At 48.2% G+C, this 24637-nt stretch carries 26 protein-coding genes and 1 tRNA gene; 21 read left to right on the forward strand and 6 right to left on the reverse strand.

What is annotated here, in order from left to right; all coding sequences use genetic code 11:
- The first annotated feature begins 9 nt into the window (after nucleotides 1-9).
- The 7 genes from sufD to BLT51_RS06540 all read left to right on the forward strand — a co-directional run bounded on the left by sufD (nucleotide 10) and on the right by BLT51_RS06540 (nucleotide 6128).
- Complete coding sequence (sufD, locus tag BLT51_RS06510) at nucleotides 10-1128, forward strand: Fe-S cluster assembly protein SufD (RefSeq protein ID WP_231943923.1); 1119 nt, start codon at nucleotides 10-12, stop codon at nucleotides 1126-1128.
- Complete coding sequence (locus BLT51_RS06515; RefSeq protein WP_091281274.1) at nucleotides 1121-1450, forward strand: Rieske (2Fe-2S) protein; 330 nt, start codon at nucleotides 1121-1123, stop codon at nucleotides 1448-1450. The genes sufD and BLT51_RS06515 overlap by 8 nt, the downstream gene beginning before the upstream one ends.
- 30 nt (nucleotides 1451-1480) lie before the next feature.
- The gene (sufC, locus tag BLT51_RS06520; RefSeq protein WP_091281275.1) at nucleotides 1481-2230 is read left to right on the forward strand and encodes a Fe-S cluster assembly ATPase SufC; all 750 of its coding nucleotides are present in this window, start codon (nucleotides 1481-1483) and stop codon (nucleotides 2228-2230) included.
- 3 nt (nucleotides 2231-2233) lie between these two features.
- Nucleotides 2234-3502, forward strand: coding sequence for a SufS family cysteine desulfurase (locus tag BLT51_RS06525; RefSeq protein ID WP_091281277.1), 1269 nt, complete (start codon nucleotides 2234-2236; stop codon nucleotides 3500-3502).
- A 2-nt stretch (nucleotides 3503-3504) separates the two neighbouring features.
- Nucleotides 3505-3963, forward strand: coding sequence for a Fe-S cluster assembly sulfur transfer protein SufU (gene sufU / locus BLT51_RS06530; protein ID WP_091281280.1), 459 nt, complete (start codon nucleotides 3505-3507; stop codon nucleotides 3961-3963).
- A 30-nt stretch (nucleotides 3964-3993) separates the two neighbouring features.
- A complete protein-coding gene (locus BLT51_RS06535; RefSeq protein WP_197672573.1) occupies nucleotides 3994-4329 on the forward strand; it encodes a metal-sulfur cluster assembly factor in 336 nt (111 codons plus the stop codon).
- Between the two features lie 185 nt (nucleotides 4330-4514).
- Entirely contained in the window at nucleotides 4515-6128 is a 1614-nt protein-coding gene (locus BLT51_RS06540) for an ABC-F family ATP-binding cassette domain-containing protein (protein WP_172801335.1), read from the forward strand.
- Between the two features lie 75 nt (nucleotides 6129-6203).
- On the opposite strand, the gene BLT51_RS06545 is transcribed toward BLT51_RS06540, so the two are convergent.
- Complete coding sequence (locus BLT51_RS06545) at nucleotides 6204-7463, reverse strand: glucose-1-phosphate adenylyltransferase (protein ID WP_091281283.1); 1260 nt, start codon at nucleotides 7461-7463, stop codon at nucleotides 6204-6206.
- 189 nt (nucleotides 7464-7652) lie between these two features.
- Here BLT51_RS06545 and glgA point away from each other — a divergent pair, with 189 nt between their 5' ends.
- From glgA to BLT51_RS06570, 5 genes are all read left to right on the forward strand, one after another.
- Nucleotides 7653-8876: a glycogen synthase gene (gene glgA, locus BLT51_RS06550; protein WP_091281286.1), complete on the forward strand. Its 1224-nt coding sequence runs from the start codon at nucleotides 7653-7655 to the stop codon at nucleotides 8874-8876.
- Nucleotides 8877-8913: 37 nt separating this feature from the next.
- Complete coding sequence (locus BLT51_RS06555; protein ID WP_091281289.1) at nucleotides 8914-9699, forward strand: ABC transporter ATP-binding protein; 786 nt, start codon at nucleotides 8914-8916, stop codon at nucleotides 9697-9699.
- Between the two features lie 69 nt (nucleotides 9700-9768).
- A complete protein-coding gene (locus BLT51_RS06560) occupies nucleotides 9769-10188 on the forward strand; it encodes an NfeD family protein (protein WP_091281292.1) in 420 nt (139 codons plus the stop codon).
- Between the two features lie 29 nt (nucleotides 10189-10217).
- Nucleotides 10218-11276, forward strand: a complete 1059-nt coding sequence (locus BLT51_RS06565; protein WP_091281296.1) for an SPFH domain-containing protein — start codon at nucleotides 10218-10220, stop codon at nucleotides 11274-11276.
- A 72-nt stretch (nucleotides 11277-11348) separates the two neighbouring features.
- Nucleotides 11349-12194 carry a TrmH family RNA methyltransferase gene (locus BLT51_RS06570; protein WP_091281300.1) on the forward strand — a complete coding sequence of 282 codons (846 nt, stop codon included), beginning with the start codon at nucleotides 11349-11351 and terminating at the stop codon, nucleotides 12192-12194.
- On the opposite strand, the gene BLT51_RS06575 is transcribed toward BLT51_RS06570, so the two are convergent.
- Complete coding sequence (locus BLT51_RS06575) at nucleotides 12191-12490, reverse strand: helix-turn-helix transcriptional regulator (RefSeq protein ID WP_091281303.1); 300 nt, start codon at nucleotides 12488-12490, stop codon at nucleotides 12191-12193. The genes BLT51_RS06570 and BLT51_RS06575 overlap by 4 nt on opposite strands.
- 66 nt (nucleotides 12491-12556) lie before the next feature.
- Nucleotides 12557-13033, reverse strand: coding sequence for a tRNA (cytidine(34)-2'-O)-methyltransferase (locus BLT51_RS06580; RefSeq protein ID WP_091281306.1), 477 nt, complete (start codon nucleotides 13031-13033; stop codon nucleotides 12557-12559).
- Between the two features lie 84 nt (nucleotides 13034-13117).
- Between BLT51_RS06580 and BLT51_RS06585 the strand changes: the two genes are divergently transcribed.
- The 4 genes from BLT51_RS06585 (at nucleotide 13118) to BLT51_RS06600 (ending at nucleotide 19010) form a co-directional block, all read left to right on the forward strand.
- Nucleotides 13118-13759 (forward strand): hypothetical protein, encoded by a 642-nt coding sequence (locus tag BLT51_RS06585; protein WP_091281309.1) that lies wholly within the window; start codon nucleotides 13118-13120, stop codon nucleotides 13757-13759.
- Nucleotides 13760-13800: 41 nt separating this feature from the next.
- Nucleotides 13801-15315 (forward strand): DNA polymerase Y subunit UmuC family protein, encoded by a 1515-nt coding sequence (locus BLT51_RS06590; RefSeq protein ID WP_157672947.1) that lies wholly within the window; start codon nucleotides 13801-13803, stop codon nucleotides 15313-15315.
- Nucleotides 15312-18467 carry an error-prone DNA polymerase gene (locus BLT51_RS06595; protein WP_091281315.1) on the forward strand — a complete coding sequence of 1052 codons (3156 nt, stop codon included), beginning with the start codon at nucleotides 15312-15314 and terminating at the stop codon, nucleotides 18465-18467. The genes BLT51_RS06590 and BLT51_RS06595 overlap by 4 nt, the downstream gene beginning before the upstream one ends.
- 81 nt (nucleotides 18468-18548) lie before the next feature.
- Complete coding sequence (locus BLT51_RS06600) at nucleotides 18549-19010, forward strand: hypothetical protein (RefSeq protein ID WP_091281318.1); 462 nt, start codon at nucleotides 18549-18551, stop codon at nucleotides 19008-19010.
- A gap of 161 nt (nucleotides 19011-19171) precedes the next feature.
- Here the strand turns inward: BLT51_RS06600 and BLT51_RS06605 are convergent, their stop codons facing one another.
- The gene (locus tag BLT51_RS06605; protein WP_091281321.1) at nucleotides 19172-19645 is read right to left on the reverse strand and encodes a pyrophosphohydrolase domain-containing protein; all 474 of its coding nucleotides are present in this window, start codon (nucleotides 19643-19645) and stop codon (nucleotides 19172-19174) included.
- A gap of 180 nt (nucleotides 19646-19825) precedes the next feature.
- On the opposite strand from BLT51_RS06605, the gene BLT51_RS06610 reads away from it, so the two are divergent.
- The 3 genes from BLT51_RS06610 to BLT51_RS09205 all read left to right on the forward strand — a co-directional run bounded on the left by BLT51_RS06610 (nucleotide 19826) and on the right by BLT51_RS09205 (nucleotide 21248).
- Nucleotides 19826-19910 (forward strand) — tRNA-Leu (locus tag BLT51_RS06610).
- 89 nt (nucleotides 19911-19999) lie between these two features.
- Nucleotides 20000-20872 (forward strand): shikimate dehydrogenase family protein, encoded by an 873-nt coding sequence (locus BLT51_RS06615; RefSeq protein WP_157672948.1) that lies wholly within the window; start codon nucleotides 20000-20002, stop codon nucleotides 20870-20872.
- Nucleotides 20873-20909: 37 nt separating this feature from the next.
- Nucleotides 20910-21248, forward strand: a complete 339-nt coding sequence (locus BLT51_RS09205; protein ID WP_172801271.1) for a hypothetical protein — start codon at nucleotides 20910-20912, stop codon at nucleotides 21246-21248.
- Nucleotides 21249-21315: 67 nt separating this feature from the next.
- Here the strand turns inward: BLT51_RS09205 and BLT51_RS06625 are convergent, their stop codons facing one another.
- On the reverse strand, nucleotides 21316-22257 hold the full coding sequence (locus tag BLT51_RS06625; protein ID WP_157672949.1) for an aldo/keto reductase: 942 nt from the start codon (nucleotides 22255-22257) through the stop codon (nucleotides 21316-21318).
- Nucleotides 22258-22303: 46 nt separating this feature from the next.
- Here BLT51_RS06625 and BLT51_RS06630 point away from each other — a divergent pair, with 46 nt between their 5' ends.
- Complete coding sequence (locus BLT51_RS06630; protein ID WP_091281329.1) at nucleotides 22304-23146, forward strand: undecaprenyl-diphosphate phosphatase; 843 nt, start codon at nucleotides 22304-22306, stop codon at nucleotides 23144-23146.
- On the forward strand, nucleotides 23136-23816 hold the full coding sequence (locus BLT51_RS06635) for an HAD family hydrolase (protein ID WP_091281332.1): 681 nt from the start codon (nucleotides 23136-23138) through the stop codon (nucleotides 23814-23816). Before BLT51_RS06630 ends, BLT51_RS06635 begins: the two co-directional genes overlap by 11 nt.
- Here BLT51_RS06635 and BLT51_RS06640 read toward each other — a convergent pair.
- Nucleotides 23749-24624 carry a RecB family exonuclease gene (locus BLT51_RS06640; RefSeq protein ID WP_091282663.1) on the reverse strand — a complete coding sequence of 292 codons (876 nt, stop codon included), beginning with the start codon at nucleotides 24622-24624 and terminating at the stop codon, nucleotides 23749-23751. The two genes, BLT51_RS06635 and BLT51_RS06640, sit on opposite strands and share 68 nt — an antisense overlap.
- Nucleotides 24625-24637: the final 13 nt, after the last annotated feature.

Consider the following 24637-nt stretch of genomic DNA (forward strand, 5'->3'; position numbering starts at 1 on the left):
GCACCTGTTATGAATTCACGCGCAGATCGCGCATTATCATTTGATATTGATTCTTTTCCAGTTCCGAGTGGGCGCGAAGAAGATTGGCGTTTTACCCCGGTTGAGAAACTAGCAGCATTTTTCGCTCAGGCAGATGGAGCTAAACCGCAAGTTACTGTAACCGGAGAAGCCAACTACGAAGTTGTTGGTCGGGACGACCCACGGTTAGGCCAAGTGTTTCCTCCTGAAGACCGAACATCTGTGATCGAATGGAATAGTTTTCAGGAAGCTCATGCTATTACGATTCCTTCGGGTACCTCGTTAACTCGTGAAGTGTTGGCAAACGTAACTGGGCAAGCTTCAAGCAAAGTTTCTCCGCAGCATTTTTACGTGCATGCCGAGCAATATTCAAATGCTACCGTAGTGCTCGCACATCACGGGTCAGGAAATGTCAACGAAGCGGTCGAGATCGTCGTCGACGACGGAGCTCATCTGACGCTTGTCACAGTCCAAGAATGGGATGACGATGCTGTTCATACGGCTTCGCACCGGATTAAAATGGGACGCGATGCAATATTGAAACATATCGTTGTTTCACTTGGCGGGAAATTGGTTCGGGTTACTACATCAGTGGAATATACTGCGCCGGGAGCAGATATCAATATGCTCGGTGCTTATTTTGTTGATGGTGGCCAGCATATCGAAAACCGGTTGTTAATTGATCACAGTGTTCCAAAAGCAATCTCTAACGTGACCTACAAAGGTGCGTTACAGGGCTTCGATGCGCACTCGGTATGGGTTGGCGATGTACTGATCCGCCCAGAGGCAGAAGGCACTAATACATATGAGCTAAATAGAAATCTTTTGCTCACTGAGGGGGCGAGAGCAGACTCGGTGCCAAATCTTGAGATTGAAACCGGCGAAATCGAAGGTGCAGGACACGCTTCGGCCACCGGCCGTTTCGATGATGAGCAACTTTTCTACCTTATGTCTCGAGGGATTTCAGAAGACGAAGCTCGCCGACTTGTAGTCCGTGGTTTCTTCGCGGAATTGATTCACCAAATCGGTGTTGAAGCCGTTGAAGATAAGCTTATGGCTGCGATTGAAACGGAGCTGGACCTAACGATGGGAGTCGCGGCACATGTCTGATCACAGAGTCTGTGCAGTCTCCGATGTAGCCCCCGGCTCAGTCGCAGGTTTTGAGATCGTGATCGATGATGTTGAGACAATTCCGATAGCTGTTATTCATGCAGAAAGCGGGAGTTGGTTTGCAACACATGACCGGTGTACTCATGGAAGAGTGAAACTTTCTGAAGGATGGGTAGAGGATGAAACAATCGAATGCAGCCGTCACGGTGCGGCATTTGATCTGGCTTCTGGTCAGGTTTTGACGCCACCTGCGTCTGCTCCGATAACTACCTATCCTGTTCGTGTAGACGGCGACGACGTCTACATCACTGTTCAATCTTAAAAGAATGTTTTAAATAGAGAAGAGAAATCATTGTCCACCCTTGAAATTAAGAATCTTCATGTTTCTGTCCATACTGCTGAAGGGCCAAAGCCAATTTTGCGTGGCGTCAATCTGACGATTAACTCTGGCGAAATTCACGCTATTATGGGACCGAATGGATCCGGAAAATCGACACTGTCGTATGCCATCGCAGGTCATCCAAAGTATGACATCACTGAGGGTGAAATTTTGCTTGATGGTCAAAATATTGCCGAGTTGCCTGCAGATGCGCGCGCTCGAGCCGGTATTTTTCTTGCAATGCAGTACCCGGTTGAAGTAACCGGAGTAACTGTCACTAACTTCTTAAGGTCTGCTAAAACCGCGGTAGACGGTCAAGCGCCTAAGCTTCGCGAATGGGTCAAATCCATGAAACAAGCGATGCATGATTTAAAGATTGACGAGGGTTTTTCTTCTCGTGATGTCAATGTCGGCTTTTCTGGTGGCGAGAAAAAACGAGTCGAAGTTCTCCAACTGGAAATGCTTAAGCCGAAGTTTGCTGTTTTAGATGAGACGGATTCTGGCTTGGATGTCGATGCTTTGCGCCTTGTTTCTGAAGGCGTGAACAGAGTTCATGATAAGACTAACAATGGTGTCCTATTAATTACGCACTACACTCGTATCTTGAATTACATCAAGCCTGATTTCGTGCACGTTTTCGTAGATGGGCGCGTAGTAGAGTCTGGCGGTCCAGAGTTAGCTGAGATTCTTGAAGCCCATGGGTATGAGAAGTACGAAGGCTAATTTGTGAATACTGCTCTAGCTGCGCGGACAGATTTCCCGATCCTCCAACGTGACGTTCATAGCGGGACTAGGCTTGTCTATTTAGACTCGGCTGCGACAGCACAACGTCCAGTGTCTGTTATCGATGCGATGGTGGCCCAGGATCAGGTTCATAATGGTGCTGTAAACCGTGGCTCGCATGTTTTAGCAGCAGAGGCAACGGTTGCTGTTGAAGACGCTCGCGCTGATGTTGCTGCGTTTGTTGGAGCTGATAGTTCTGAGGTATCGTGGACGAAGAATTCTACGGAAGCCCTAAACTCAGTTGCATATAGTTTTTTGAATGCGACGCTTGCCGAAAAACAATTAGGGATAGCATCTCCGCTTGCACTGCATACCGGTGACAATATTGTAGTGACCCGCGCTGAGCACCACGCGAATCTTCTTCCATGGCAAGATCTATGCCGCAAAGTTGGTATCGAATTGCGATGGCTAGATATTCTACCTGATGGGCAGATTGACATAGACACACTGGATGCTATCGATTCGCGTACCCGGATTGTTGCATTCACGCATGTGTCGAATGTTACTGGCGCAGTATCTCCGGTGCCGGCAATTGTCGAAGCTGCTCGCGCGCATGGTGCTTATACAATTCTTGACGCGTGCCAATCCGTTCCTCATATTCCGGTTGATTTTCATATGCTTGGCACAGATTTTGCCGTCTTTTCCGGGCATAAGATGCTTGGTCCAACCGGGATTGGAATCTTGTATACTCGTCGTGATATCGCAGATAGTGTTCCACCATTTCTTACGGGTGGTTCAATGATTGAAACTGTCACTATGGAAAAGGCAACGTTTGCGATGCCGCCGGCTCGCTTTGAAGCCGGAACTCAACCGGTGACACAGATTGTAGGCTTGGATGCAGCAGTGCTCTACCTAAGAAATTTAGGTATGGAGAATGTTCAGCGGCACGAACACGAGCTGACAGCTTACGCACTCGAAAGCATAAAAACCATCGATGGTATCCGTATCCTTGGACCAGCTGAAGCAAGTGATCGGGTTGGTGTCATTGCGTTCGACGTTCAAGGCGTTCATCCGCATGATGTGGGCCAGGTTCTGGATGCTCAAGGAATTGCTATCAGGGTAGGACACCACTGTGCGCAGCCAATTCATCAGCATTTTGGAGTTTTCGCTTCGTCGCGTATTTCTTTCGGGCCATATAATAATAAAGAGGACATCGACGTATTCATAGAAGCGCTTTCTGGAGTGCGCTCGTATTTCGGAGTGAAAGGATAAATATGAGTGATCTAGACCAGATGTATCAGCAAATAATTCTCGATGCTTCTCGAGAACGGCACGGTGAAGGATACCTAGAACACGCTGATGGTGAATCGTTTCAAGTTAATACCACTTGTGGAGATCAGGCTACAATGCGTGTGGTGCTTTCCGAAGATGGCAAACGATTCGAGCATGTGGCATGGGAAGGCCAGGGATGCTCGATATCTCAGGCATCGCTATCGATCATGCACGATCTAATAGACGGACACTCAATTGAGGATTTTGATCAGCTCTACGCGGCGTTCCGTAACATGATGGATAGCCGCGGTGTCGAAATCGATGACGACGTAGCAGATCTTCTCGATGATGCTTCTGCTTTCCAAGGCGTGTCCAAGTTCCCGATGCGCGTCAAGTGTGCTCTTCTAGGATGGATGGCATTACGCGATGCTACGGATCAAGCGTTGCACCATCATTCTTAAGATTAGTTTATGTACGTTCACTAGCCTGTTTTGCTAAGGAGTAAAAATATGACCGACTCTCCCGTCACCGTTGAAGATCTCGAAGAAGCTCTTCGCGATGTTATTGATCCGGAACTCGGCATCAATATCGTTGACCTTGGCCTGGTATACGGGCTTACTATCGACGGCGATTCCGCAGTCGCCGATATGACTTTGACATCGGCAGCTTGCCCGTTGACAGATGTAATCGAAGAACAAGCCGCAGTAGCTGTTGCGCACCTGGTTAATGATTTTAGGATCAACTGGGTATGGTTGCCACCGTGGGGCCCGGATCGAATTACCGAAGATGGCCGGGATCAACTTCGGGCGCTTGGCTTCAACGTTTAAAAATCATGTTCTTTCAAAAACATGGCAGTTGTCAAGGCGGGTATCAACATGTTGTCGATGCCCGCCTCGTCTGTTGTTAGGGCTGAATATGCTCAGCAGAAAGGCTTCGTATTCTGTCTGTTGGTGTGGGGAGCTACACCAACAGTGGCGTAGGGGTAATGATTATGGACGGGTAAACTAGGAGAGTGATTCATACCCAAGATCTTTCCATGAATATCGGCACGCGTACGCTCATGTCTGGAGCCACATTACACGTGGATAAAGGCTCAGCTATCGGACTAGTTGGTCGTAACGGTGCTGGTAAAACAACCCTACTCAGACTTCTCGCCGGTGAAGGAACAACATCTGAAGTAGTAGAGCATACCGGTTTGATTAGCCGAAAAGGCTCCATTGGTTACTTGGCACAGGATCCGCGCATTGGCGATCCGAACCAGAAGGCACGCGATCGTATCTTGTCAGCTCGCGGAATCGAGCAGATGCTACGTTCTTTAGAACGTGCCGAACAAGATATGTCCACGCTTACCGGTACGAAGCAGCAAAAAGCTATGGAAAAGTATGTGCGTTTGGATATGCAGTTTACTGCTGCCGGAGGATACGCAGCAAAAGCTGAAGCCGCGCAGATCTCAGCCTCCCTCGGTCTACCAGAACGTGTGCTCGACCAAGAGCTCCATACTCTTTCAGGCGGTCAGCGTCGGCGTGTAGAGCTAGCACGCGTCCTTTTTTCTGGCGCAGACACACTTCTTCTTGATGAGCCAACAAACCACCTTGACCATGACTCGATTCTTTGGTTGAGGGATTGGCTAAAGACATACTCGGGCGGATATATCGTAATTTCTCACTCAGTTGAATTGCTGCGTGAGACTGTTAACCAGATCTGGTATTTGGACGCGAATCGTTCCGTTATTGATATTTATTCGATGGGCTGGGATGCCTACCTCAAACAGCGTGAGAGCGATGAAGCGCGTCGTCGTCGAGAACGTGCAAACGCAGAAAAGAAGGCCGCTGCGCTTACTGCGCAAGCTAACAAAATGCGTGCTAAAGCAACTAAAGCAGTTGCTGCCCAAAACATGCTCAAGCGTGCAGAAAAACTTGTTAGTAATCTCGAGGAAACACGTGCTGCGGACAAGGTAGCTCATTTGCGCTTCCCAGAGCCAGCGCCGTCGGGGAAAACGCCACTGATGGCTAAGGGACTTTCCAAGTCCTATGGTTCACTTGAAATTTTCGCAGGACTTGACCTGGCAATCGATCGAGGGTCAAGAGTGGTAGTGCTTGGCTATAACGGCGCTGGCAAAACGACGCTGTTACGAATACTCGCTGGAGTAGAACACTCTGATACTGGTGAAGTAGTTGCTGGTCATGGGCTGAAACTTGGCTATTATGCACAGGAGCACGAGACTATTGACTCCAAAAAGACTGTTGTCGAAAACTTGCGTTATGTTGCGCCAGAACTTGACGATACTGGCGTGCGATCCGTACTCGGCTCGTTTCTCTTTTCTGGCGATGATGCAGACAAACCTGCTGGTGTGCTTTCGGGCGGCGAAAAAACACGGTTAGCCTTGGCGATGCTTGTGGTGTCAGCTGCGAACGTTCTGTTGCTCGACGAGCCGACTAATAATCTTGATCCGGCTTCGCGTGAAGAAATATTGAACGCGCTACGGAAATATGAAGGCGCAGTTATTCTCGTGACTCACGACGAGGGTGCCGTTGAAGCTCTTGATCCGGAGCGTGTCCTTATTTTGCCAGATGGGGACGAAGATCTGTGGTCTGATGATTACCTTGAACTGATAGCAATCGCTTGACGTTTTAAACTAGATAGTCAGTGGCGGTCTCGCAAAGAATCGAGACCGCCACTGAACCTATACAACATGAATGTGTTAATCGCGAGTTATATGAACACCCTTTGGTACGACGACGATGCCACCTTCGGATATCCAGCATCCACGTGCGCGATCGTGCTCATGGTCAATACCAATCTGTGCTCCTTCGTCAATCTGGACGTACTTGTCCACGATTGCGTTAACAACCGTGGCGTTACGACCCACATTAACTCCATCAAATATGACTGAGTTACGTACTGAGGACCATGAATTAACCCGCACATGTGGCGAAAGAACCGAAGCAATAACCTCACCACCGGAAATAATCACACCGGGGGAGATGATCGAATCGAGAGCATGCCCTAATCGCTCATGGTGTCCATACACGAATTTGGCCGGTGGAAGACCAGTATAGCCGGTGTAGAGTGGCCAGTCTGTGTTATACAGGTTGAAAATTGGGTTAATAGCGATAAGGTCCTGATTGGCTTCGTGGAACATGTCGATTGTACCGACGTCTCGCCAGTAGTTGCGGTCGCGCTCTGTGGAGCCTGGGATATCGTTGTATGTAAAGTCGTAGACTCCACAGTCTCCTTTCGAAACAAACATTGGGACGATATCACCACCCATGTCATGATTCGAATCAGTGTTATCCGCGTCTGCATGGAGGGCATTAACGAGCGCATCTGCACTGAAAACATAATTGCCCATGGAGGCCAGAAATTCGCCAGGCGAATCAGGAAGCCCATCCACATGCTCAGGCTTTTCGAGAAATTCGCGGACCTTAGTACAATCTGAGGGGTCGGTGTCGATAACTCCGAATGACGAACACATATGGAGCGGCTGACGCAATCCAGCAATGGTTAATCCGTGCCCAGAGTCAATGTGCTGCTCAACCATTTGGGAGAAGTCCATCCGGTAGATGTTATCCGCACCTGTAATAACAACGTAATCCGGGCGTTCATCATCCAAAATATTGAGGGATTGGAAGACCGCGTCTGCAGATCCGGAGAACCAGCTCTTGCCCACACGTTGCTGTGCAGGAACTGGTGCGATGTAATTGTCCAAAAGGGTGGACATGCGCCAAGTTTGAGAAATATGGCGATCCAAAGAATGTGACTTGTACTGGGTGAGTACCACGACTTTGAGGTACCCTGAGTTCACTAGATTTGATAATGAAAAATCGATAAGGCGATAAATACCACCGAAAGGAACTGCTGGTTTGGCCCGGTCCTGAGTAAGCGGCATCAGGCGTTTACCCTCACCGCCTGCAAGGACAATGGCTAGTACACGAGGTTTTGATCTTTTTCTTCCATGCATAGGTCTTACTTTAGCTGAGAGTTTCGGTGTTGGTGCGGTATTTATGGGTTTTCATTATATTTCCCAAAATCTGCAAAAAGTTTCCGTAATCCTGCAACTTTTTACCAGAACATTTTGATTTGCTTTGCCCATTGATCCCAAAATCAGGCTAAGGTTAGAGCAGAATATTTCTCTAATGAAGGGACAGTCATGCGTGTTGATCTACTGACTCGTGAGTATCCGCCACATATCTATGGTGGTGCTGGTGTCCATGTAGCTGAGCTATCGAAAGTCCTGTCGGCTCACGCCGATGTGCACGTGCACGCTTTTGACGGACCGCGTCCTGCTACTGGTGATAATTCAATTCATATAGAAGGCTATGATTATCTTGACGAGTTGGCGCAGACAAACAGTGCGATTAAGACGTTTGGCGTAGATCTTGCGATGGCGCAGAAGACCGCGGGTGCAGATATTGTCCATTCGCATACTTGGTATGCAAATATGGCTGGGCACTGGGCGTCTCTTTTACATGAGGTGCCGCACGTTATCTCTGCTCATTCCTTGGAACCGCTACGTCCTTGGAAGCGTGAGCAACTTGGGGGCGGCTATAACCTCTCATCGTGGGCAGAAAAAACTGCATATGAAGCAGCCGACGGTATCATTGCTGTCTCACACGCCATGCGTGAAGACATCATTCGATGCTACCCGGGATTAGACCCGCAGAAGGTTCATGTTATTCACAACGGAATTGATCTTGAGGCATGGAAAGCTCTGCAAACTGATGAACATAAGGCTGAAGCTCGAGCGTTCGTACGCTCCTATGGGCTGAATCCTGATGCGCCAACAATTGCTTTTGTCGGTAGGATTACTCGGCAGAAGGGGGTTCCGGGGTTATTACGTGCGTTGGCTTACGTACCTGCTGATGTTCAAGTTATCCTGTGCGCTGGAGCTCCTGATACGCCTGAAATCTTGGCTGAAACGCGTGGGCTAGTTCAGCATTTGCAAGAACGGCGCGATGGCGTTGTATGGATCGATGAGCATTTGTCACGGGATAAGATTCAGCTACTTTTGGCCTGCTCGACGACGTTTGTCACCCCATCAATCTATGAGCCGCTTGGTATCGTGAATTTAGAAGCAATGGCTATGGGATTACCAGTCGTTGGTACTAATACGGGAGGCATCCCAGATTGTATTGACGACGGCGTTACCGGAGTCCTTGTTCCCATCGAGCAGGTGAATGATGGTACCGGGACACCAGTAGATCCGGAAACCTTCGAGCGCGATTTAGGACATGCTCTAGCAGAAATTGTTTCCGATCCGCAACGTGCTGCGCAGATGGGACAAGCTGGTCGGCGTCGGGTAGAAGAGCACTTCTCCTGGGAAAATATTGCGGTTAAAACTATGGATTTTTACGGCAAGATTTTAGCTCGCTGAAGCAAATGGAACAGGAAGAACGAACTAGGTTAGGACTATGGGAGAAGTTTTAAACGTATCTAATGTGACTGTCACTCGGCATGGTCAGATAATTTTGGATAATGTTTCGTGGCAAGTTCATGATGATGAGCGCTGGGTTATCTTAGGTCCGAATGGGGCTGGAAAGACCACTCTCATTGCTTTGGCCACGGGTAGGATGCTTCCAACGGATGGCGATGTAACGTTAATCGGAGCGTCGCCAGCAACTGCAGATATGAGTGAATTAAAAGCTTTGATCGGCGTTGCCTCGCAAGTAGTTGATGCAAAGATTAGTGGGCGTGAAACAGTGCTCGACGTCGTTCGAACGGCAGCTTATGGGCGCAGCTCCTCGTGGACGGAAGTGTATGAGGAAGAAGATACACGGCGAGCTTTAGGCTTACTAGCTTCATTAGGCGTGGATCAACTAGCTGATCATCCGTTTAATCGGATTTCTTCCGGAGAACGTAAACGAGTTGGGATCGCCCGAGCGCTTATGTCCGACCCGGAAGTCCTTGTTCTTGATGAGCCGGCAGCGGGTCTAGACTTTGGTGGTCGAGAACAATTAATGATGACACTCGAGAGATTTAGTCAAGCTCCTTATGCTCCTGTTATTGTGTTAGTAACTCACCATGTGGAAGAAATTCCGATCGGGTTTACTCACTCGTTGCTGATGAAAGAAGGTAAAATTTTCGCCAGTGGCCCGATTGACGACGTCTTGACTAACCAAAATATGACTGAAGTTTTTGGACTCGATACTCACATAAGCAAAGAAAATGGCCGGTATTTTGCTGTTGCTGGTCGATAGCTACTAGGTGCCTTCCATGTCTAATTCCTGTTAGAATAAAGAATATTAATCGTCCTTAGGAGGGCGCAGATGGCTTGGGGAATTTGGGCAATAATTTCTGCGGTGTTGCTGATCTTAGAAATGCTCACAGTTGACTTTACGTTCACAATGGTGGCTGGCGGCGCATTAGCGGCAGCAGCAGTGTCTGCAATCGGTGGGAACCTGGTTTTTCAGGTCATCACATTTGTTATAGTTTCGGCTGTATTGTTGTTCCTTGTCCGTCCGTGGGCACGCCGTCATGTCAATAATTCTTCTGCCGTTGAATCAAACGTATATGCCATGTCTGGTCAAGAAGCGGTCAGTTTGACGCGGATAGACCGCGCATCTGGGCAAATTAAGATCAATGGCGAAGTATGGAGCGCTAAAACAGGTAGCGATCCAATCGAAGCTGGCGTAAACGTTGTTGTTACATCAGTGGAAGGCGCCCAAGCTATCGTGGTTCCTGCCTAAGGCGGGGCTGACAAAAGGAGGTTTCCACTATGGGAAACGAAACAGATATCGCCTCTATGGTGTTGCTAGTTGTTCTTGCAATTTTAGCCTTATTTATCGTAGTGGCTATTTGGCGTGCGGTACTTCAGGTGCATCAGGGATTCACCGTTATCGTGGAAAGACTGGGAAAGTATCATAAAACACTTAAACCGGGTCTGCACTTTTTGGTACCTTTCATTGATTCAGTTCGTCAGCGCATCGATATGCGTGAACAGGTGGTTCCATTCCCACCACAACCCGTGATCACCTCGGATAACATTGTGGTCAATATTGATACGGTCATTTACTATCAAGTAACTCAACCAGAATCTGCTACTTACGAAATCGCTAACCCTATGGCGGCGATCGAGCAGCTTGCAGTAACGACTTTACGCAATATCATCGGCTCAATGGATATGGAGCAGGCATTGACTGGCCGTGACCAAATAAATGGCCAGCTACGTGGTGTCCTCGATGAAGCAACTGGCCGATGGGGCATTCGAGTATCTCGCGTGGAACTGAAAGCTATTGATCCGCCGACGACTGTTCAGTCTGCGATGGAACAACAGATGCGAGCAGAACGTGATCGTCGTGCTGCAATTTTGACCGCCGAAGGTATTAAGCAATCAGCGATTCTTACTGCAGAAGGCGAAAAACAGTCCCAGATTCTACGCGCCGAAGGTGAAGCTCAGGCCGCAATTCTGCAGGCTCAAGGCGAATCTCGCGCGATTTTACAGGTCTTTGACGCTATTCATCGTGGTAATGCAGATCCGAAGTTGCTATCGTACGAATACTTGAAGATGTTGCCGCAGATTGCGGAATCGTCGTCGTCGAAGCTCTGGATTGTTCCAACTGAACTTACCGCTGCGTTGAACGCAGTGACCGCTGGATTCACTGGAAAAGCCACTGAAGAAAACACCGAAGTGGATTTCAGCGGACTTGATGACGGTGAATTGGCTACTTCGTTAGCAAATACTATTTTACAAAGCACAGACGAAGCGTTAGCTGATGCGCAAGGCGAAGCACATAAGGCAACTGAAGTAGCAGAGGAATCTAGCCAAAATAGCTAGTATTTTGCATAATTTAGTTAAGAATCCCCACTGCATGCTGATGGCAGTGGGGATTCTTGTACACTAGTAGGCGTGATTATCGAGCTAGATTCATTAGAAGATCCACGGCTAACTGACTACACGTCACTCACTGACGTTGCCCTTCGTAAAAGTCTTGAAGCGGAGCGCGGGCTGTATATGGCAGAGGGAGATAAAGTTATTCGGCGAGCAGTTGCCGCCGGGCATACGCCACGATCGTTTATTATGACCGCGCGTTGGTTGTCCGCAATGCAGCCGATTATTGAACAGGCTACAGGCTCGGTGGATGGTGGCACAGTTCCGGTATATCTTGCTAGTGAAGAACTGCTTGAGCAACTTACTGGTTTCCATGTCCATCGTGGTGCGTTGGCGGCAATGAATCGGCCAGAATTGTTGCCGATAGAAACCTTTATTGGTAAGCATAGTTCTGCTCGCCGGATAGTAATTCTAGAAAATCTTGTCAACCACACGAATGTTGGGGCAGTGTTCCGTTCGATGGCTGCGTTAGGATTTGATGCGGTTTTACTGACGGATTCGGCGTCTGATCCGCTCTATCGGCGTTCTGTACGGGTATCGATGGGCACAGTTTTCCAAGTGCCGTGGACCCGTATCACTCATTGGCCACGGTCCATGCAAACTTTGAAGGACAACGGGTGGATTACTGCGTCTTTGGCATTGCGAAAAGATGCGCTGAAGCTTGACGAGTTTGCTCGTCTTCCCGAAGTATCAGCTCCAGATTCGAAAGTTGCACTTATTTTGGGTACCGAGGGTGACGGTTTGAACGCGGCGACAATTGCGCATGCCGATCATGCAGTTATTATTCCGATGGCAGGCGAAGTCGATTCGCTCAATGTTGCAGCTGCCGGAGCAGTGGCCGCATGGGAGTTGCGGATCTGTTAGACTTGCTCCTCATGTGCTTGAGTGTAGCGATAAGCTGCAATTGCATCTCGCAGGAGAACCTCGACTTCCGTGTCAAGCACGGCAGAGAGCTTGAGCAGCGTGCTCAGCCGCGGATTGAGCGGCGAATTACGTTTGCGGTCTGAGCGCCCGTACTCCATTTGTTGGTAGTGTTCCCGGTTGATTTGTGCCTCGTTCGCTACCTGTTCCTGTGTTTTTCCAAGTTCTTTACGACGGCGAGCGAGCGTTTTACCAAGAACGCTGCCTAGAACTCGTTCTGCATATGAATATTCAGCCATACCTCAAGGATTGAGGTATACCCGGCTAAAGTCAGGAGGGTATACCCGGCATGACAGAAGATCGGTTCAGGAGATGTCAGCTGCGGCTATAAAATTCAGTTGACGCCATGCTTCATAAACTACGATTGATGCCGAATTGGCTAAGTTGAGCGAACGGCGGCCGGGGAGCATGGGGATTCGCAGATGCTTAGTAATGAATGGATCATTGAGAACATCGGCGGGAAGTCCTGTTGGTTCGGTGCCAAAAAGTAGAACGTCTTCGTCTCGGTATCGTTCATCTGCATAGTTGTTTTCGGTGTGTGACGTGAATGCAAAGATGCGTCGATCGTTTCCGAAGTATTCTTTTGCAGCTTCCCAATTTGAGTGAATGACGACGTCGGCTAGATCGTGATAATCGAGACCGGCGCGGCGTAGATGTGCGTCGTCAAAGTTGAAAGCGAGCGGTTCGATCAGGTGTAGACGGGCACCGGTGCATGCCGCTAAACGTATGGCATTGCCGGTGTTGCCTGGAATCTTTGGTTCATGGAATACAAAATTTAACACCTTTTAAGATTAGCGCAAAAGTGTCATGAATTTTATGTGGGAGCTGTAGGATAATCTATCGAACAGATGTTCGAAAGGGGAGTTGTGAATAATCGTCTTGCATTGGCACAACGTGTTCTTGCTGAAGCGGAGCGTAATGCTGGGGTACGTCCGGTCAAGGAACCTGTGGTGTACCACAATGTTTATGATGTTCCGCAGTATCTTCTTCCAGTTTTCCCACATGGAATTGCAAAAGGAAGCATTGTTGAGATTGCTGGATCCATGAGCATTGGCGTGATGCTGGCCGGCATAGTTGCACGGCAAGGAGCTTGGGTAGCATGCGTAGGAATGCCTTCTTGGGGGTGGTCCCTCGCAAATGCTAGTGGTATATCGTTGCATAGATGCGTGACGATTCCTTACGTTTCGCAACATTCTGCACAAGTGATGTCAGCTGTTATCGATGGATTTGATGTTGTTATTGCTCCTAGTACGCTCATTCCGCATCGGCAACAACGAATTTTAGAACGCAGAGTAAGAGCTCGGTCCGGTGTTTTATTCAGTTTAGGATCTTGGGCTGGGAGCACAGGCCAAGTGCATGGAGTCATGCGCGATGCCAGCGGTGAAATTTTGAAAAATGAGCGGCATGTTGCAGAGATCGGTCCTATCAGTCATATGGACTATGAAGTTTCGTCATGGTGGGGATCTGCTTTAGTGAGATTTTCTCATGCCGGATGGGGTGGTATGTGATGTATGGGGCTATTTGGATTCCACAGTGGAGCGTGGCAGTCATGGCACATAGTAGAGGCTATGATGCGACACAACCAATCGCAGTGGTTCACGGTAAAAACGTTACTGATGTAAATGACGCGGCACATAGACAAGGTCTTAAAACTGGCATATCTGCTGCGTATGCCTCCCGTTATGCAAATGTAAAAATACTCAACAAGGATCGGGCGCTGACTAAGGAAAAATTTGATGATGTCATGGATGTTCTTTGCGCGCATGTTCTTCATAGCGCGATCCTTGAACCTGGATTGGCTGTATTTATTGTGCCGCGGATAAGCGATAGATCTATTTTGGCAGAGACTCTTATCGGTGAGATAGCAGCAGAAACTGGGGTAGAGGCCCATATCGGTTTTGCGCCTGGGGTTTATGCATCAGTTCAAGCTGCGTACAAAGATTTGGATGTTGATACGGTATGCGACATTCTCGATGAGCGCTCAGTAGATACACTTTTATGCTCATATTTTTCGACTGAAAAGCATCATCGTATTGAAAATTTTATTGCTCTGGCGCATCTGTTAGGGCTTGAACGAATATCTGATATTCGGCGTTTAGACCGGCGCTCTTTTTTCGAAAGATTTGGCAAAACAGCGCAAGAAGTTCTTGATCTTATCGATGGTAAAGATGTTTTTCCTCCTGCTTACACTGGTACTCAGACTGAAGTGGTAATCCACGAGTGTGAGGAACCTGTTACTCGGATAGACCATGTTGCGTTTCTTGCGCAATCGATGGCACAAAAGTTGGTTGATCAGCTTATTCAGCGGAATGTCATAGCAGAAGAACTAGAAGTAACGATCATGATGTCTAACGGAAATCTGCAAAAGCGACATTGGCAAATACACGCAGTAGAGGCCAAGGGCATATCTCAACGAGTTCGGTGGCAAATTTCTTCTTGGATACGGCAATGGGAATCTGAGAAACAAAAACCAATGGAAGAACCTTTTGGGATTACCTCTATTATTCTACGTGCTCTTCATCTGTTGCCATCGGGTGTTGCGCAAAAACCTCTATGGGGAGACGAAAACGCCCAATACCGTGATGCGCAGCGTGCAATAGAACGGGTGCGGAGCCTAATCGGAGAGTCCTCAGTTCTGACGGCTTTTCCTCGAGGCGGACGCTATCCTCGGGAGGCTTATCTGATAGGACAATGGGGAACAAAACTAGAAGGTGACTCCCACAACGAGTGGATCGGTCAGCTGCCTAAACCATGGCCTACAACTTTGCTAGAAAAACCCGAAAGAATAGCAGCTAAAGATCGGTTAGGGCATGAGCTTTTGGTGGATAACGATGGTATCTTTGCCTGCGCTGAAAAATGCCAGTCGATAGAATCCTTTACTTTGCTCTATAAGGAGGACCAATTTGCGATCACAAAAATTGCTGGACCATGGATCCAATGGGAAGGATGGTGGTCTCAGGAAGAAAACTACTATCGTGCTTGGATGCAATGCGTGTCTCGCGATTTCGCTTTTTTAATATTTAGGGAAAAAGGGAACTGGTGGTTGGATGGGATATATCAATGAGTCAGTATGCTGAACTGCATGTTCACTCATCGTATTCTTTTCTCACTGGCGCAGCAGACCCGGAAGAATTAGTCAAGCGAGCTAAAGAACTTGATATTTCTGCATTAGCGTTAACAGATTATGATGGATTCCCCGGAGTGATTCGTTTTATCAATGCAGCTAAGAACCATGATATGCCTACCGTTATTGGCTCAGAAGTTCGGCTAGAAAATGACAACTCACATTTAGTAGTTCTAGCAAAATCTGCGCATGGGTATCGGTCTCTATCACATGCGATTGGCGAATCTTTACTAGCTTCCCAAAAGAAAAGTGTAGCTACGTATGATCTGCAGTCTCTCGCAACGATAAGCGATGAATCATGGTACGTTTTGACAGGCAGTCGCCACAGTCGTCTTTATCAGACTCTGGAAAAACGTGAAGGAATTTGGGGTAAAGAGGCCGCTTATCAATCGTTAACTAAGCTGGCAGATCTTTTCGGAAAAGAAAATATCGTTATTGAAATGATTGCGTACGGAGACCCACTAGACAGGGAACGACGTAAAATTTTACATGAGATTGCGATTCGTTCCGGGATCGCTTATACAGCAACTGGTGACGTTCATATGGCGTATCATAGGCAAAAACCATTAGCTGATGTTTTAGCGGCAACTAAGCATAATGCAACGCTGGAGCAGTTGCGCCCGCAGTTATCTCCAACGCCCCAAATGCTTCGCTCGTATCAACAGATGATGTCTTTGCACCGCGACTTTCCACAAGCAGTGGAGTACGCAGCTAAGTTAGGCAACGAATGCGCTTTTGATTTTTCACTCATCACGCCCAAGCTTCCATTCTTTCCAGTACCGAAAGGGCATACTGAGGAAACCTGGCTACGAGAGCTTGTCACGCGTGGAGCTAAAAAACGTTACGGCGATAATAAAGAAGCCTGGCAACTGATCGAGCACGAACTGGATGTTATTAATCATCTCGGTTTTGCTGGATATTTTCTTATCGTCGATGAGATTGTTAATTTCTGCCATAATGAGGGTATTTGGTGTCAGGGGAGGGGCTCAGCAGCAAACTCTGCAGTGTGTTTTGCGTTAGGTATAACCGCTGTTGATGCGGTTAAACATAAAATGCTTTTCGAACGATTTCTCTCTCCGGACAGGCAAGAACCCCCAGATATCGATGTAGATATTGAGGCTGGGCAACGTGAAAAAGTTATTCAACATATCTATCAGCGCTATGGACGCAGGTATGCTGCGCAAGTATCGAATGTTATTACGTATCGTCAAAAATCCGCACTACGCGATTCGGCTCGTGCGTTAGGTTATGGAGTTATTGATATAACTCGCTGGAGCAGTGGAAAAAATAAGGAAGAACTGTCTACAGCGATACCACGGGAAGTCAACTATATTGCACGGCAGATGGAAGATTTGCCCCGGCATTTGGGTATTCATTCTGGCGGAATGGTGTTGTGCGATAGACCGATACTTGATGTTTGCCCAGTTGAATGGGCTACGAAGGCTGGGCGTACAGTAGTGCAGTGGGATAAAGAGTCTTGTGCAAACGCCGGATTAGTTAAATTCGATCTGCTAGGACTTGGAATGCTCACCGCTTTGCGGATTGCGTTTACCCAAATACAGCAACAAAAAGTGTATGGTACTAACGGTGAGCCTATCGGCTTACACAATATTGCTCAGGATGATCCACGTGTCTATGATCTTCTATGCGCTGCCGATACTGTAGGGGTGTTTCAAGTAGAATCGCGAGCGCAGATGGCAACCTTGCCGCGGTTACGACCCCGTACTTTTTATGACATTGTTATTGAGGTGGCATTAGTTCGGCCAGGCCCTATTCAAGGTGGAAGTATTCATCCGTATATCGCGAGGCGTCGTGGTCGAGAAAAAGTTACTTATGCCCATCCACTATTACGTCCAGCGTTAGAAAAAACACTTGGAATACCGCTGTTTCAAGAACAGCTCATGCGAATCGCAATAGATACGGCAGGTTTTACTCCGGCACAAGCTGATGAGCTACGGAAGGCAATGAGCGCTAAGCGGAGCCACGAACGCATTGCTCAACTTCGCGATCAACTTATACAAGGAATGCGCCGCCGAGGGATTGATAGTCAAACTGCGGAAGAAATTTTCCATAAATTTGATGCGTTTGCTGATTTTGGTTTCCCAGAATCGCACGCATTTTCGTTTGCGTATCTTGTCTATGCAAGTGCATGGCTGAAAGTCTATTATCCAGAGCATTTTTATGCTGCACTACTTCGTTCTCAGCCATTAGGATTTTATTCGCCGCAATCGCTGGTGGCTGATGCACGCTTACATAGTATTAATATCTTGCCAGTAGACGTTTCATTTTCTGCTGAGTATTCTACCGTACAAAAGTATGACGGAACGTTAATCGGTGGTGACCAAAAGCGAACTGAACTAGTAAATAATCATCCCGATAGTGGGGTCAGGCTAGGTCTCGAACATATTTCCGGGTTAGGAAAGGCTAGTACTCGTATTATTCAGGCTCGCAAGGAACAACCCTTCACATCTCTAGCTGATTTGTCTTATCGTGCAGAATTGTCGGCAGAACATATTGAATTATTAGCGTCTGCAGGAGCATTAGCTTCATTAGGGATAACTCGTAGAGAAGGAATATGGGCAGCCAAAAGTAGTGCTTTTTCTGGACTGCGAAGTACCCATTGGTTTCAACCTACTATTCCTGGAACTGAAACTGGGATAGATACTAAAGGCTTGCCTCGTATGTCGAGTACAGATGAGTTAGTCGCAGACTTTATATCTACTGGAATAACGCCATTCAGTCATCCAATAGAAATTTATCGAAAAGAACTAGAAGAAACTGGCATTGTGACGATTAGCAGAGCGGTTCAACAGCCTGTGGGGACTCGAATTTATATAGCGGGATGCATAACCCACCGGCAACGACCACGTACTGCTCATGGGGTAACCTTCATTTCTCTCGAAGACGAGACAGGAATGATAAATGTTGTGTGCTCAAAGGGATTTTGGGCTACATACAAAGACCACCTGAACAGTAACATAGTTGTTATTCGAGGCGTACTTGAAGGACAAGACGGTGCAGTAAATTTTCTTGCAGATAAAGCTGAAAAACTCCACGCTTTTGCGCCCTTTAGGTCAAGGGATTTTCGATAATAATTGACTCAAAAATATACTCAAACAGTAAAAGGTGAACTCACACGATAAGATAAAAGCTGTTCAGGAAGGGCAGGAAACATGGGGAAATTTAAAAAGCTCATTCGTGTTGCAGCGGTTGTTGGCCCAACGGTTGTGAAGTTGGTTCAAACGTACGGGCCACAGATTCGTCAATTGATAAACTCTAATCCGGAATATTTCAATGTTTTTAAACAACGATTAGGTGTTTTAGCCTCAAGCAATGGTCGAGCTCTTAAACACTTGGCGGATCGGGTAGATGTCCTTCGCGAACAAGCTGCTTACCTATACGGGGCTGCGAATAAGGCTGATACCGCCCAACAGGCTGCACAGTGGCGAGATGAATTAGAAAACATTGCCAAAGCAATTCCCGTTCTCCACCATCTTGATCGTAGTAAACGCAAGAAAACACGTAAAAATCTGGAACAACATGTTGATGATCTTGCGTACAAAATTGTGCAGGCAACACTTGAAGATGATATCGAAGATGCAGAGATCGTTAGTGATAGCGAGCGAGACAAGTAGACCGCAAACGTTACACAAAGCTGGACTCTGTACCGGTTTAGATAAGTTGGGGTCGAGATTCAGTCCTATGCAATGACACTGCATAGGACTGAATTATCTCGAGTTTGTTTACACTCCGGCGTATCAGATAGCGAATCTTGTACGCTTACGCGGAGGCCCTGTTAGTTTTCAAATCCAAGCGCTCTAGCGATGCGTGGTGGAAAATAGTCTGGTCCTTTCAGTACTTTCCCGTCTTCTCGGTAGATAGGCTCGCCATCGGCCCCAAGTTTAGACAAATTTGATGCTTGAATTTCTTCGAGTACTTTAGGCAACGGAATACCTAGTTCGAGGGCCATACCGTAGATGACGTAAACGAGATCGCCAAGTGCGTCTGCAACCTCGATTGTGTCACGGGATAGATCATCGTGGGACTGAGCGCATGCCCAGGCGCTTTCTATATCGGAGCGAGCTTGCTTCCCATAAACGGCACCTACTAATTCACTAAATTCTTCGGCAACCAAAGCCAAGCGCATATGCACACGTTCACGATCAGCATTCGGTGCATCGTCAACGATTGGGAGATGATAAACCTCGTGGAACTGCCGAACGAGATCTTCGGGCCGGTGTGGATCCGGCATTGAGATTTTAGGAGTCATAGATCCACTTTATATGTACTCACGGATTTTCGCTAACAAGGCCAAAAGCGGAACAAAAAGGAGATAGTATTTCAGATCACATCAAAAATGGCGTCGATATTTTGCATCTTGGCTCTGGGAATGATAAATTTTAATCCGTCGCTTGAGGCAAGGCTCCTTGGAGCTGAGTTTCAACCACCTGCGCGGGTGGCGGAATAGGCAGACGCGCTAGCTTGAGGTGCTAGTCCACGTATAGTGGGTGGGGGTTCAAGTCCCCCTCCGCGCACAGACAAGGTCTCATCTGATTGTTCGGATGAGACCTTTTCATTATCCCGTTAGCATTGCTAATCATTGTATACAAAGTGAGGCTTGTCCGTGGATATCAAACTTGGCCTTATTGGGGATCCAATCTCGCATTCGTTATCGCCAGCTATTCATTCGCGTTCGCTATTAGCTCTTGGCATTCACGCCTCATATCAGCTGGTGCCAGTTGGGCGTTCTGAACTTGCAACAACGTTGAACCGACTAGCTGACGATGGATACACCGGAATTAACGTAACAATGCCGTATAAACGTGATGTCATCGAGTATCTTGATGCTGTAACTCCGTCGGCTGCGTTGGCTCAGTCGGTCAACACGATTCTGTTTGATCAGGATAAAAAGATTGGGCATTCGACTGACGGTATGGGAATGCTCTATCCGTTGATAAAGGCAGGTTATGATCTTAGTACAGCGAGCGTTGCGGTAATCGGTTCTGGGGGAGCTGGCAAGGCGGTTGTTCTAGCGGCAGCAGAATACGGGGCAGGCGCGATTACACTCCTTAACCGCGAAGGTGCCGGGCTACGTAGAGCTCGCGAACTGGCTGATCGTATTGCTAGTCAGCAACCGCAACTTGCGACCCCTCGGATAGACGTGTGTTCTATGGTCTCCCCAGCGGCTCAGGATGTTATTTCTCGAAGCGATATTGTATTGAACTGTACATCAGTTGGTATGGCGCCGGCACATACAGGGGTTTCTCCTATCCCGCATGATTGGATTCGCAGTAACCATGTTGTTGCAGATGCGGTCTACTTTCCACGGCGTACCCAGCTAGTCCAAGATGCGTTGACCGCACAAGCTACCGTCTTTGACGGGGTACACATGCTGGTGGCGCAAGCACTTCTTGCTGAAGAATTTTGGCTTGGAAGGGAGCTTTCGGCTACACATTTCAGTCGCATCATGGATGAATCTGAGCATTTTTCTCATTGAGGTTTGTTATTTGAGTGAAGAGAGATAGGCTTAACGTATGGCTACTGATCCACGTCTTGCTTTCGAAAAACTGCGGTTAGCTCTTGATGAGTTCCACGCTGCTGCCGTCACCTACCGGGATGCAGATGCACCTGAGGTTATGCGCTATGCGAACCGGCTTGCGGACGCGTACATCATGTATGACGATTCGTTGTTCACCCATTATGGTATTGAAGCGCCATTTGATACTTTTGACGAAGACGATTTCTATGATGATGACTTAGATGACGTCGATGACGAAGACGATTTTGACGACGACGATTTCGACGACGAAGACGATCTCGATGATGAGTTTGATGACTATGATGAAGACGAGGATGAGGACGAAGAATTGTAATTCTTCGTTAATATAAAATTCTTAACCATGTGCGGGAGCTAAAATCTTAAGCTCCCGCACATACGTTTTATGCAGTAACTTCGCTCAAAACATCAGCAACCTGTGCTGGGAGCGGACTGAGATCTAGCGCAAGAAGCTGATCGAACTGTGCTACTGTTCGGGCACCGGACAGAACGCTTGCCACATGCTTTTGCGCTAGCAACCAAGCCAACGACACATCTGATGGTGTTCGCCCAAGACCATCAGCTGCCTTAACAACAGCTTCAACTAGACGTCGCGATTCGGCATCAAGATAGCGGTCTACTGTTGCCGATAGATGCTCAGTAGCTGCCCGCGAGGTGGCCGGAATTGTCCGGCGGTACTTTCCAGTTAATACTCCGCCAGCCAGCGGGGATTGAGCGATTATGCCGAGCCCAAAGGCACTTGCAACAGCCGTGACATCTTCTTCTATCACTCGGTTGAGCAAGGAGTAATCAGCATTAATACTTGTGAGCTCGGGAAGACGCATGTCGGTAAGATACTGGCTTATACGGGAAATCTCCCAAGCTGGATGGTTAGCTAATCCAAGATATCGGGTTTTCCCGTCGCGCACCATAGAAGCTAAGGTATCGATGACTTCTCGGAACGGAACATCCGGAGCCGGAGCAGCCAAAGACACGATATCGACGTGGTCGGTACCAAGCTCGCTGAGGACGTGGTCTAAGGATCGTAGTAGGCCACTACGCGAAGGATCATGATTAACACGGCCGTCTTCTATTGCTAGGCCGAGGTGTACGGAGATTACGACGTCGTCACGATCAATACTTCCCTGAAGTATCTGCCCAAGTACGCTAACCGCGAGTCCTTCGCCGTAGAGAGGGGAGATGTCAATAAGATTGCCCCCGGCATCCAGCAATGCTTGGGACATCCGCGCGGCGTCGTCGTATTCGGTGTCTCGTCCCCAGGTAAGAGTGCCGAGCCCGATGTGGCCTACGTGTAATCCAGAAAGTCCAACCTTGTTCTTCTTCACATGTGTCAGCCTAATAGACTTTCGTGGCGAGCGGTAATGTTGACACGTGGGTATTTTTGAAGCAATTATTTTAGGTATCGTGCAGGGACTGACAGAGTTCTTGCCAATTTCGTCCTCTGCGCACTTGCGTATCGTCGGCGATTTGTTCCCCGGCCTTGGCGATCCGGGGGTTACGTTTACTGCGGTGACTCAAATCGGAACCGAAACCGCAGTGATTCTATATTTTTGGAAAGATATTGTCCGCATTATTAGCGCGTGGTTCCAAGCCTTGCCCTTCGGCCCGTGGAAAAACAGAGTCGCACGGACACATCCGGATGTCCGGCTTGGGTGGATCGTCATTTTAGGAACGCTGCCGATTGTTGTTTTAGGCCTGTTGCTGGAAGATGCGATTGACTCAGTTTTCCGAAATATGTATCTTACTGCTTTGATGCTGGCCCTATTTGCTTTATTCCTAGGACTTGCTGATCGATTCTCTAAACGACGGCTTGCTTTAACAGATATGTCGTTGCGTGACGGAATCGTCTTGGGTTTTGCACAAGCCATGGCGCTTGTCCCAGGCGTATCACGCTCTGGTGGAACTATTACAGTCGGTTTGCTTTTGGGGTACACCCGCAGTGCTGCTGCTCGAGTTTCGTTCTTGCTTGCTATTCCAGCGATTCTTGGTTCTGGTTTTTATCGTCTTTTTTCCGACGACGGAACCGGCCCGCAAGTCTCCGCAATGCCGTTACTGATCTCAACGGTAACTGCGTTCGCAGTGGGATATGCCGTCATCGTATGGTTCTTACGGCTTGTTGAAACGAACTCGTATATGCCGTTCGTCATTTATCGGCTAGTGTTGTCAGGGGCTGTGGTTGTTCTCCTCAGCCAAGGTTTACTGCATGTCTACTAAGGAGAACCAGATGGGTGTTGCTGCCGCGTTATTCGATATGGATGGGACGCTGACGGATTCGGAGATTCTCTGGTTTGAGGCGGAAAAAGCCGTTTTTGCTCGGTATGGAAAATCGTGGAATGATGGCGACCAAAATGATCTTATTGGGCGTGCAATCGAGGATTCTTGCCGGCTGTTAGTATCACGCTTAGATTTACCGTTGACACCAGCGGAACTTGCTCCACTTTTGGTAGATGAAGTTATTCATCAAGCAAAAACTCGCGGAATGCCGTGGCGTCCTGGCGCCCGTGAGCTCATCGATGAATGCGTACAGGCTGGGATCCCTACGGCTCTAGTGACATCGTCGTACGCCGATTTCGCCCAACTTACGTTAGACGCATGCCCAGATCTGACTGTTGCAGTAACCGGGGATGAGGTACCTGCTGGACGAGGTAAACCAGATCCATTGCCATACCGGTTGGCTGCAGAAAAACTTGGCGTCGATATTCGTGATTGTGTTGCTTTCGAAGATTCAGATCCGGGAATTCGTTCTGCTCATGCGTCGGGAGCGTTAACAGTAGCAATTCCATTCCAAGTTCCAATCCCGCCACTGGATGGGTTGGTTATTGTAGATTCGCTGGCTGATCTTTCGATTCCACATTTGGAGAAGCTACTGGCCGCTCGGCAGTGAGGAGTTGCTTGATGCCGGTCTCATCAATTGGCGGAGCAACATTACCGAAGGCCGGGCACAGCGACGAAAAATGGCACCAGTTACACAACGGACCCTTTTTCGCTTCGAAATGACCATCGTCGATTCGGCCGCGAATTGCTGACCAAAGTTGGTTGAGCTCGTTCGTCGTCGTCGTGATATCGGCTTCGACTGGGTCGTAAGTAAGTACACGACGATCTTTAAGGTAAAGCAATTGCGTGCGCAACGGCAGTGTGCCTTGCTCATAAAAAAGTGCGGTGGCATAGAAACGCATCTGGAAAATCGCGCCGTCTTGGAAGCGAGGAGCAGGGGACTTACCCGTCTTATAGTCCACAATGCGTAGCGCTCCGTTAGGTGCTTTGTCCAGCCGGTCAATAATTCCTCGGATTGCCAATCCAGACGGCAAGGTGGCATTAACGAACTGCTCGCGTCCGGCTGGCTGTAAGTATTGCGGATTCTCCAGCGTAAAATAAGATGAAATAAGCGGTCGGGCAGATTCCAGCCATTGTGCTAGGTGTTCATTGTCTTCAAAGAGCTCGGCATTTTCTGGAGACCGCTCCACGTGCGCTTCCCACGTAGGGATTAATGACTCTTGAGCGACTGATTCCTGACGTTCATCAGCCGGCCGATCATATAAATGTTCCAAAACAGCATGTACGATCGTGCCACGTAACGCCTCGCGTGACGGTGGCTCTGGCAGCTTATCAATAACGCGGAACCGGAATTTCAGGGGACAGGTACGAAAATCTGATGCCCTGGACGGAGAAATAGCAGCATGATGTGATGACATAACTGCCACTTTA

It is taken from the genome of Arcanobacterium phocae, assembly GCF_900105865.1.
Classification (GTDB): Bacteria; Actinomycetota; Actinomycetes; order Actinomycetales; family Actinomycetaceae; genus Arcanobacterium; species Arcanobacterium phocae.

Bases quoted from the DNA above. Each gene is read 5' to 3' on its own strand.
- sufD (WP_231943923.1), top strand. From the start codon at position 10: ATGAATTCACGCGCAGATCGCGCATTATCATTTGATATTGATTCTTTT.
- BLT51_RS06515 (WP_091281274.1), top strand. From the start codon at position 1,121: ATGTCTGATCACAGAGTCTGTGCAGTCTCCGATGTAGCCCCCGGCTCA.
- sufU (WP_091281280.1), top strand. From the start codon at position 3,505: ATGAGTGATCTAGACCAGATGTATCAGCAAATAATTCTCGATGCTTCT.
- BLT51_RS06545 (WP_091281283.1), bottom strand. From the start codon at position 7,463: ATGCATGGAAGAAAAAGATCAAAACCTCGTGTACTAGCCATTGTCCTT.
- glgA (WP_091281286.1), top strand. From the start codon at position 7,653: ATGCGTGTTGATCTACTGACTCGTGAGTATCCGCCACATATCTATGGT.
- BLT51_RS06555 (WP_091281289.1), top strand. From the start codon at position 8,914: ATGGGAGAAGTTTTAAACGTATCTAATGTGACTGTCACTCGGCATGGT.
- BLT51_RS06560 (WP_091281292.1), top strand. From the start codon at position 9,769: ATGGCTTGGGGAATTTGGGCAATAATTTCTGCGGTGTTGCTGATCTTA.
- BLT51_RS06565 (WP_091281296.1), top strand. From the start codon at position 10,218: ATGGGAAACGAAACAGATATCGCCTCTATGGTGTTGCTAGTTGTTCTT.
- BLT51_RS06575 (WP_091281303.1), bottom strand. From the start codon at position 12,490: ATGGCTGAATATTCATATGCAGAACGAGTTCTAGGCAGCGTTCTTGGT.
- BLT51_RS06590 (WP_157672947.1), top strand. From the start codon at position 13,801: ATGGCACATAGTAGAGGCTATGATGCGACACAACCAATCGCAGTGGTT.
- BLT51_RS06595 (WP_091281315.1), top strand. From the start codon at position 15,312: ATGAGTCAGTATGCTGAACTGCATGTTCACTCATCGTATTCTTTTCTC.
- BLT51_RS06600 (WP_091281318.1), top strand. From the start codon at position 18,549: ATGGGGAAATTTAAAAAGCTCATTCGTGTTGCAGCGGTTGTTGGCCCA.
- BLT51_RS06605 (WP_091281321.1), bottom strand. From the start codon at position 19,645: ATGACTCCTAAAATCTCAATGCCGGATCCACACCGGCCCGAAGATCTC.
- BLT51_RS09205 (WP_172801271.1), top strand. From the start codon at position 20,910: ATGGCTACTGATCCACGTCTTGCTTTCGAAAAACTGCGGTTAGCTCTT.
- BLT51_RS06635 (WP_091281332.1), top strand. From the start codon at position 23,136: ATGTCTACTAAGGAGAACCAGATGGGTGTTGCTGCCGCGTTATTCGAT.
- BLT51_RS06640 (WP_091282663.1), bottom strand. From the start codon at position 24,624: ATGTCATCACATCATGCTGCTATTTCTCCGTCCAGGGCATCAGATTTT.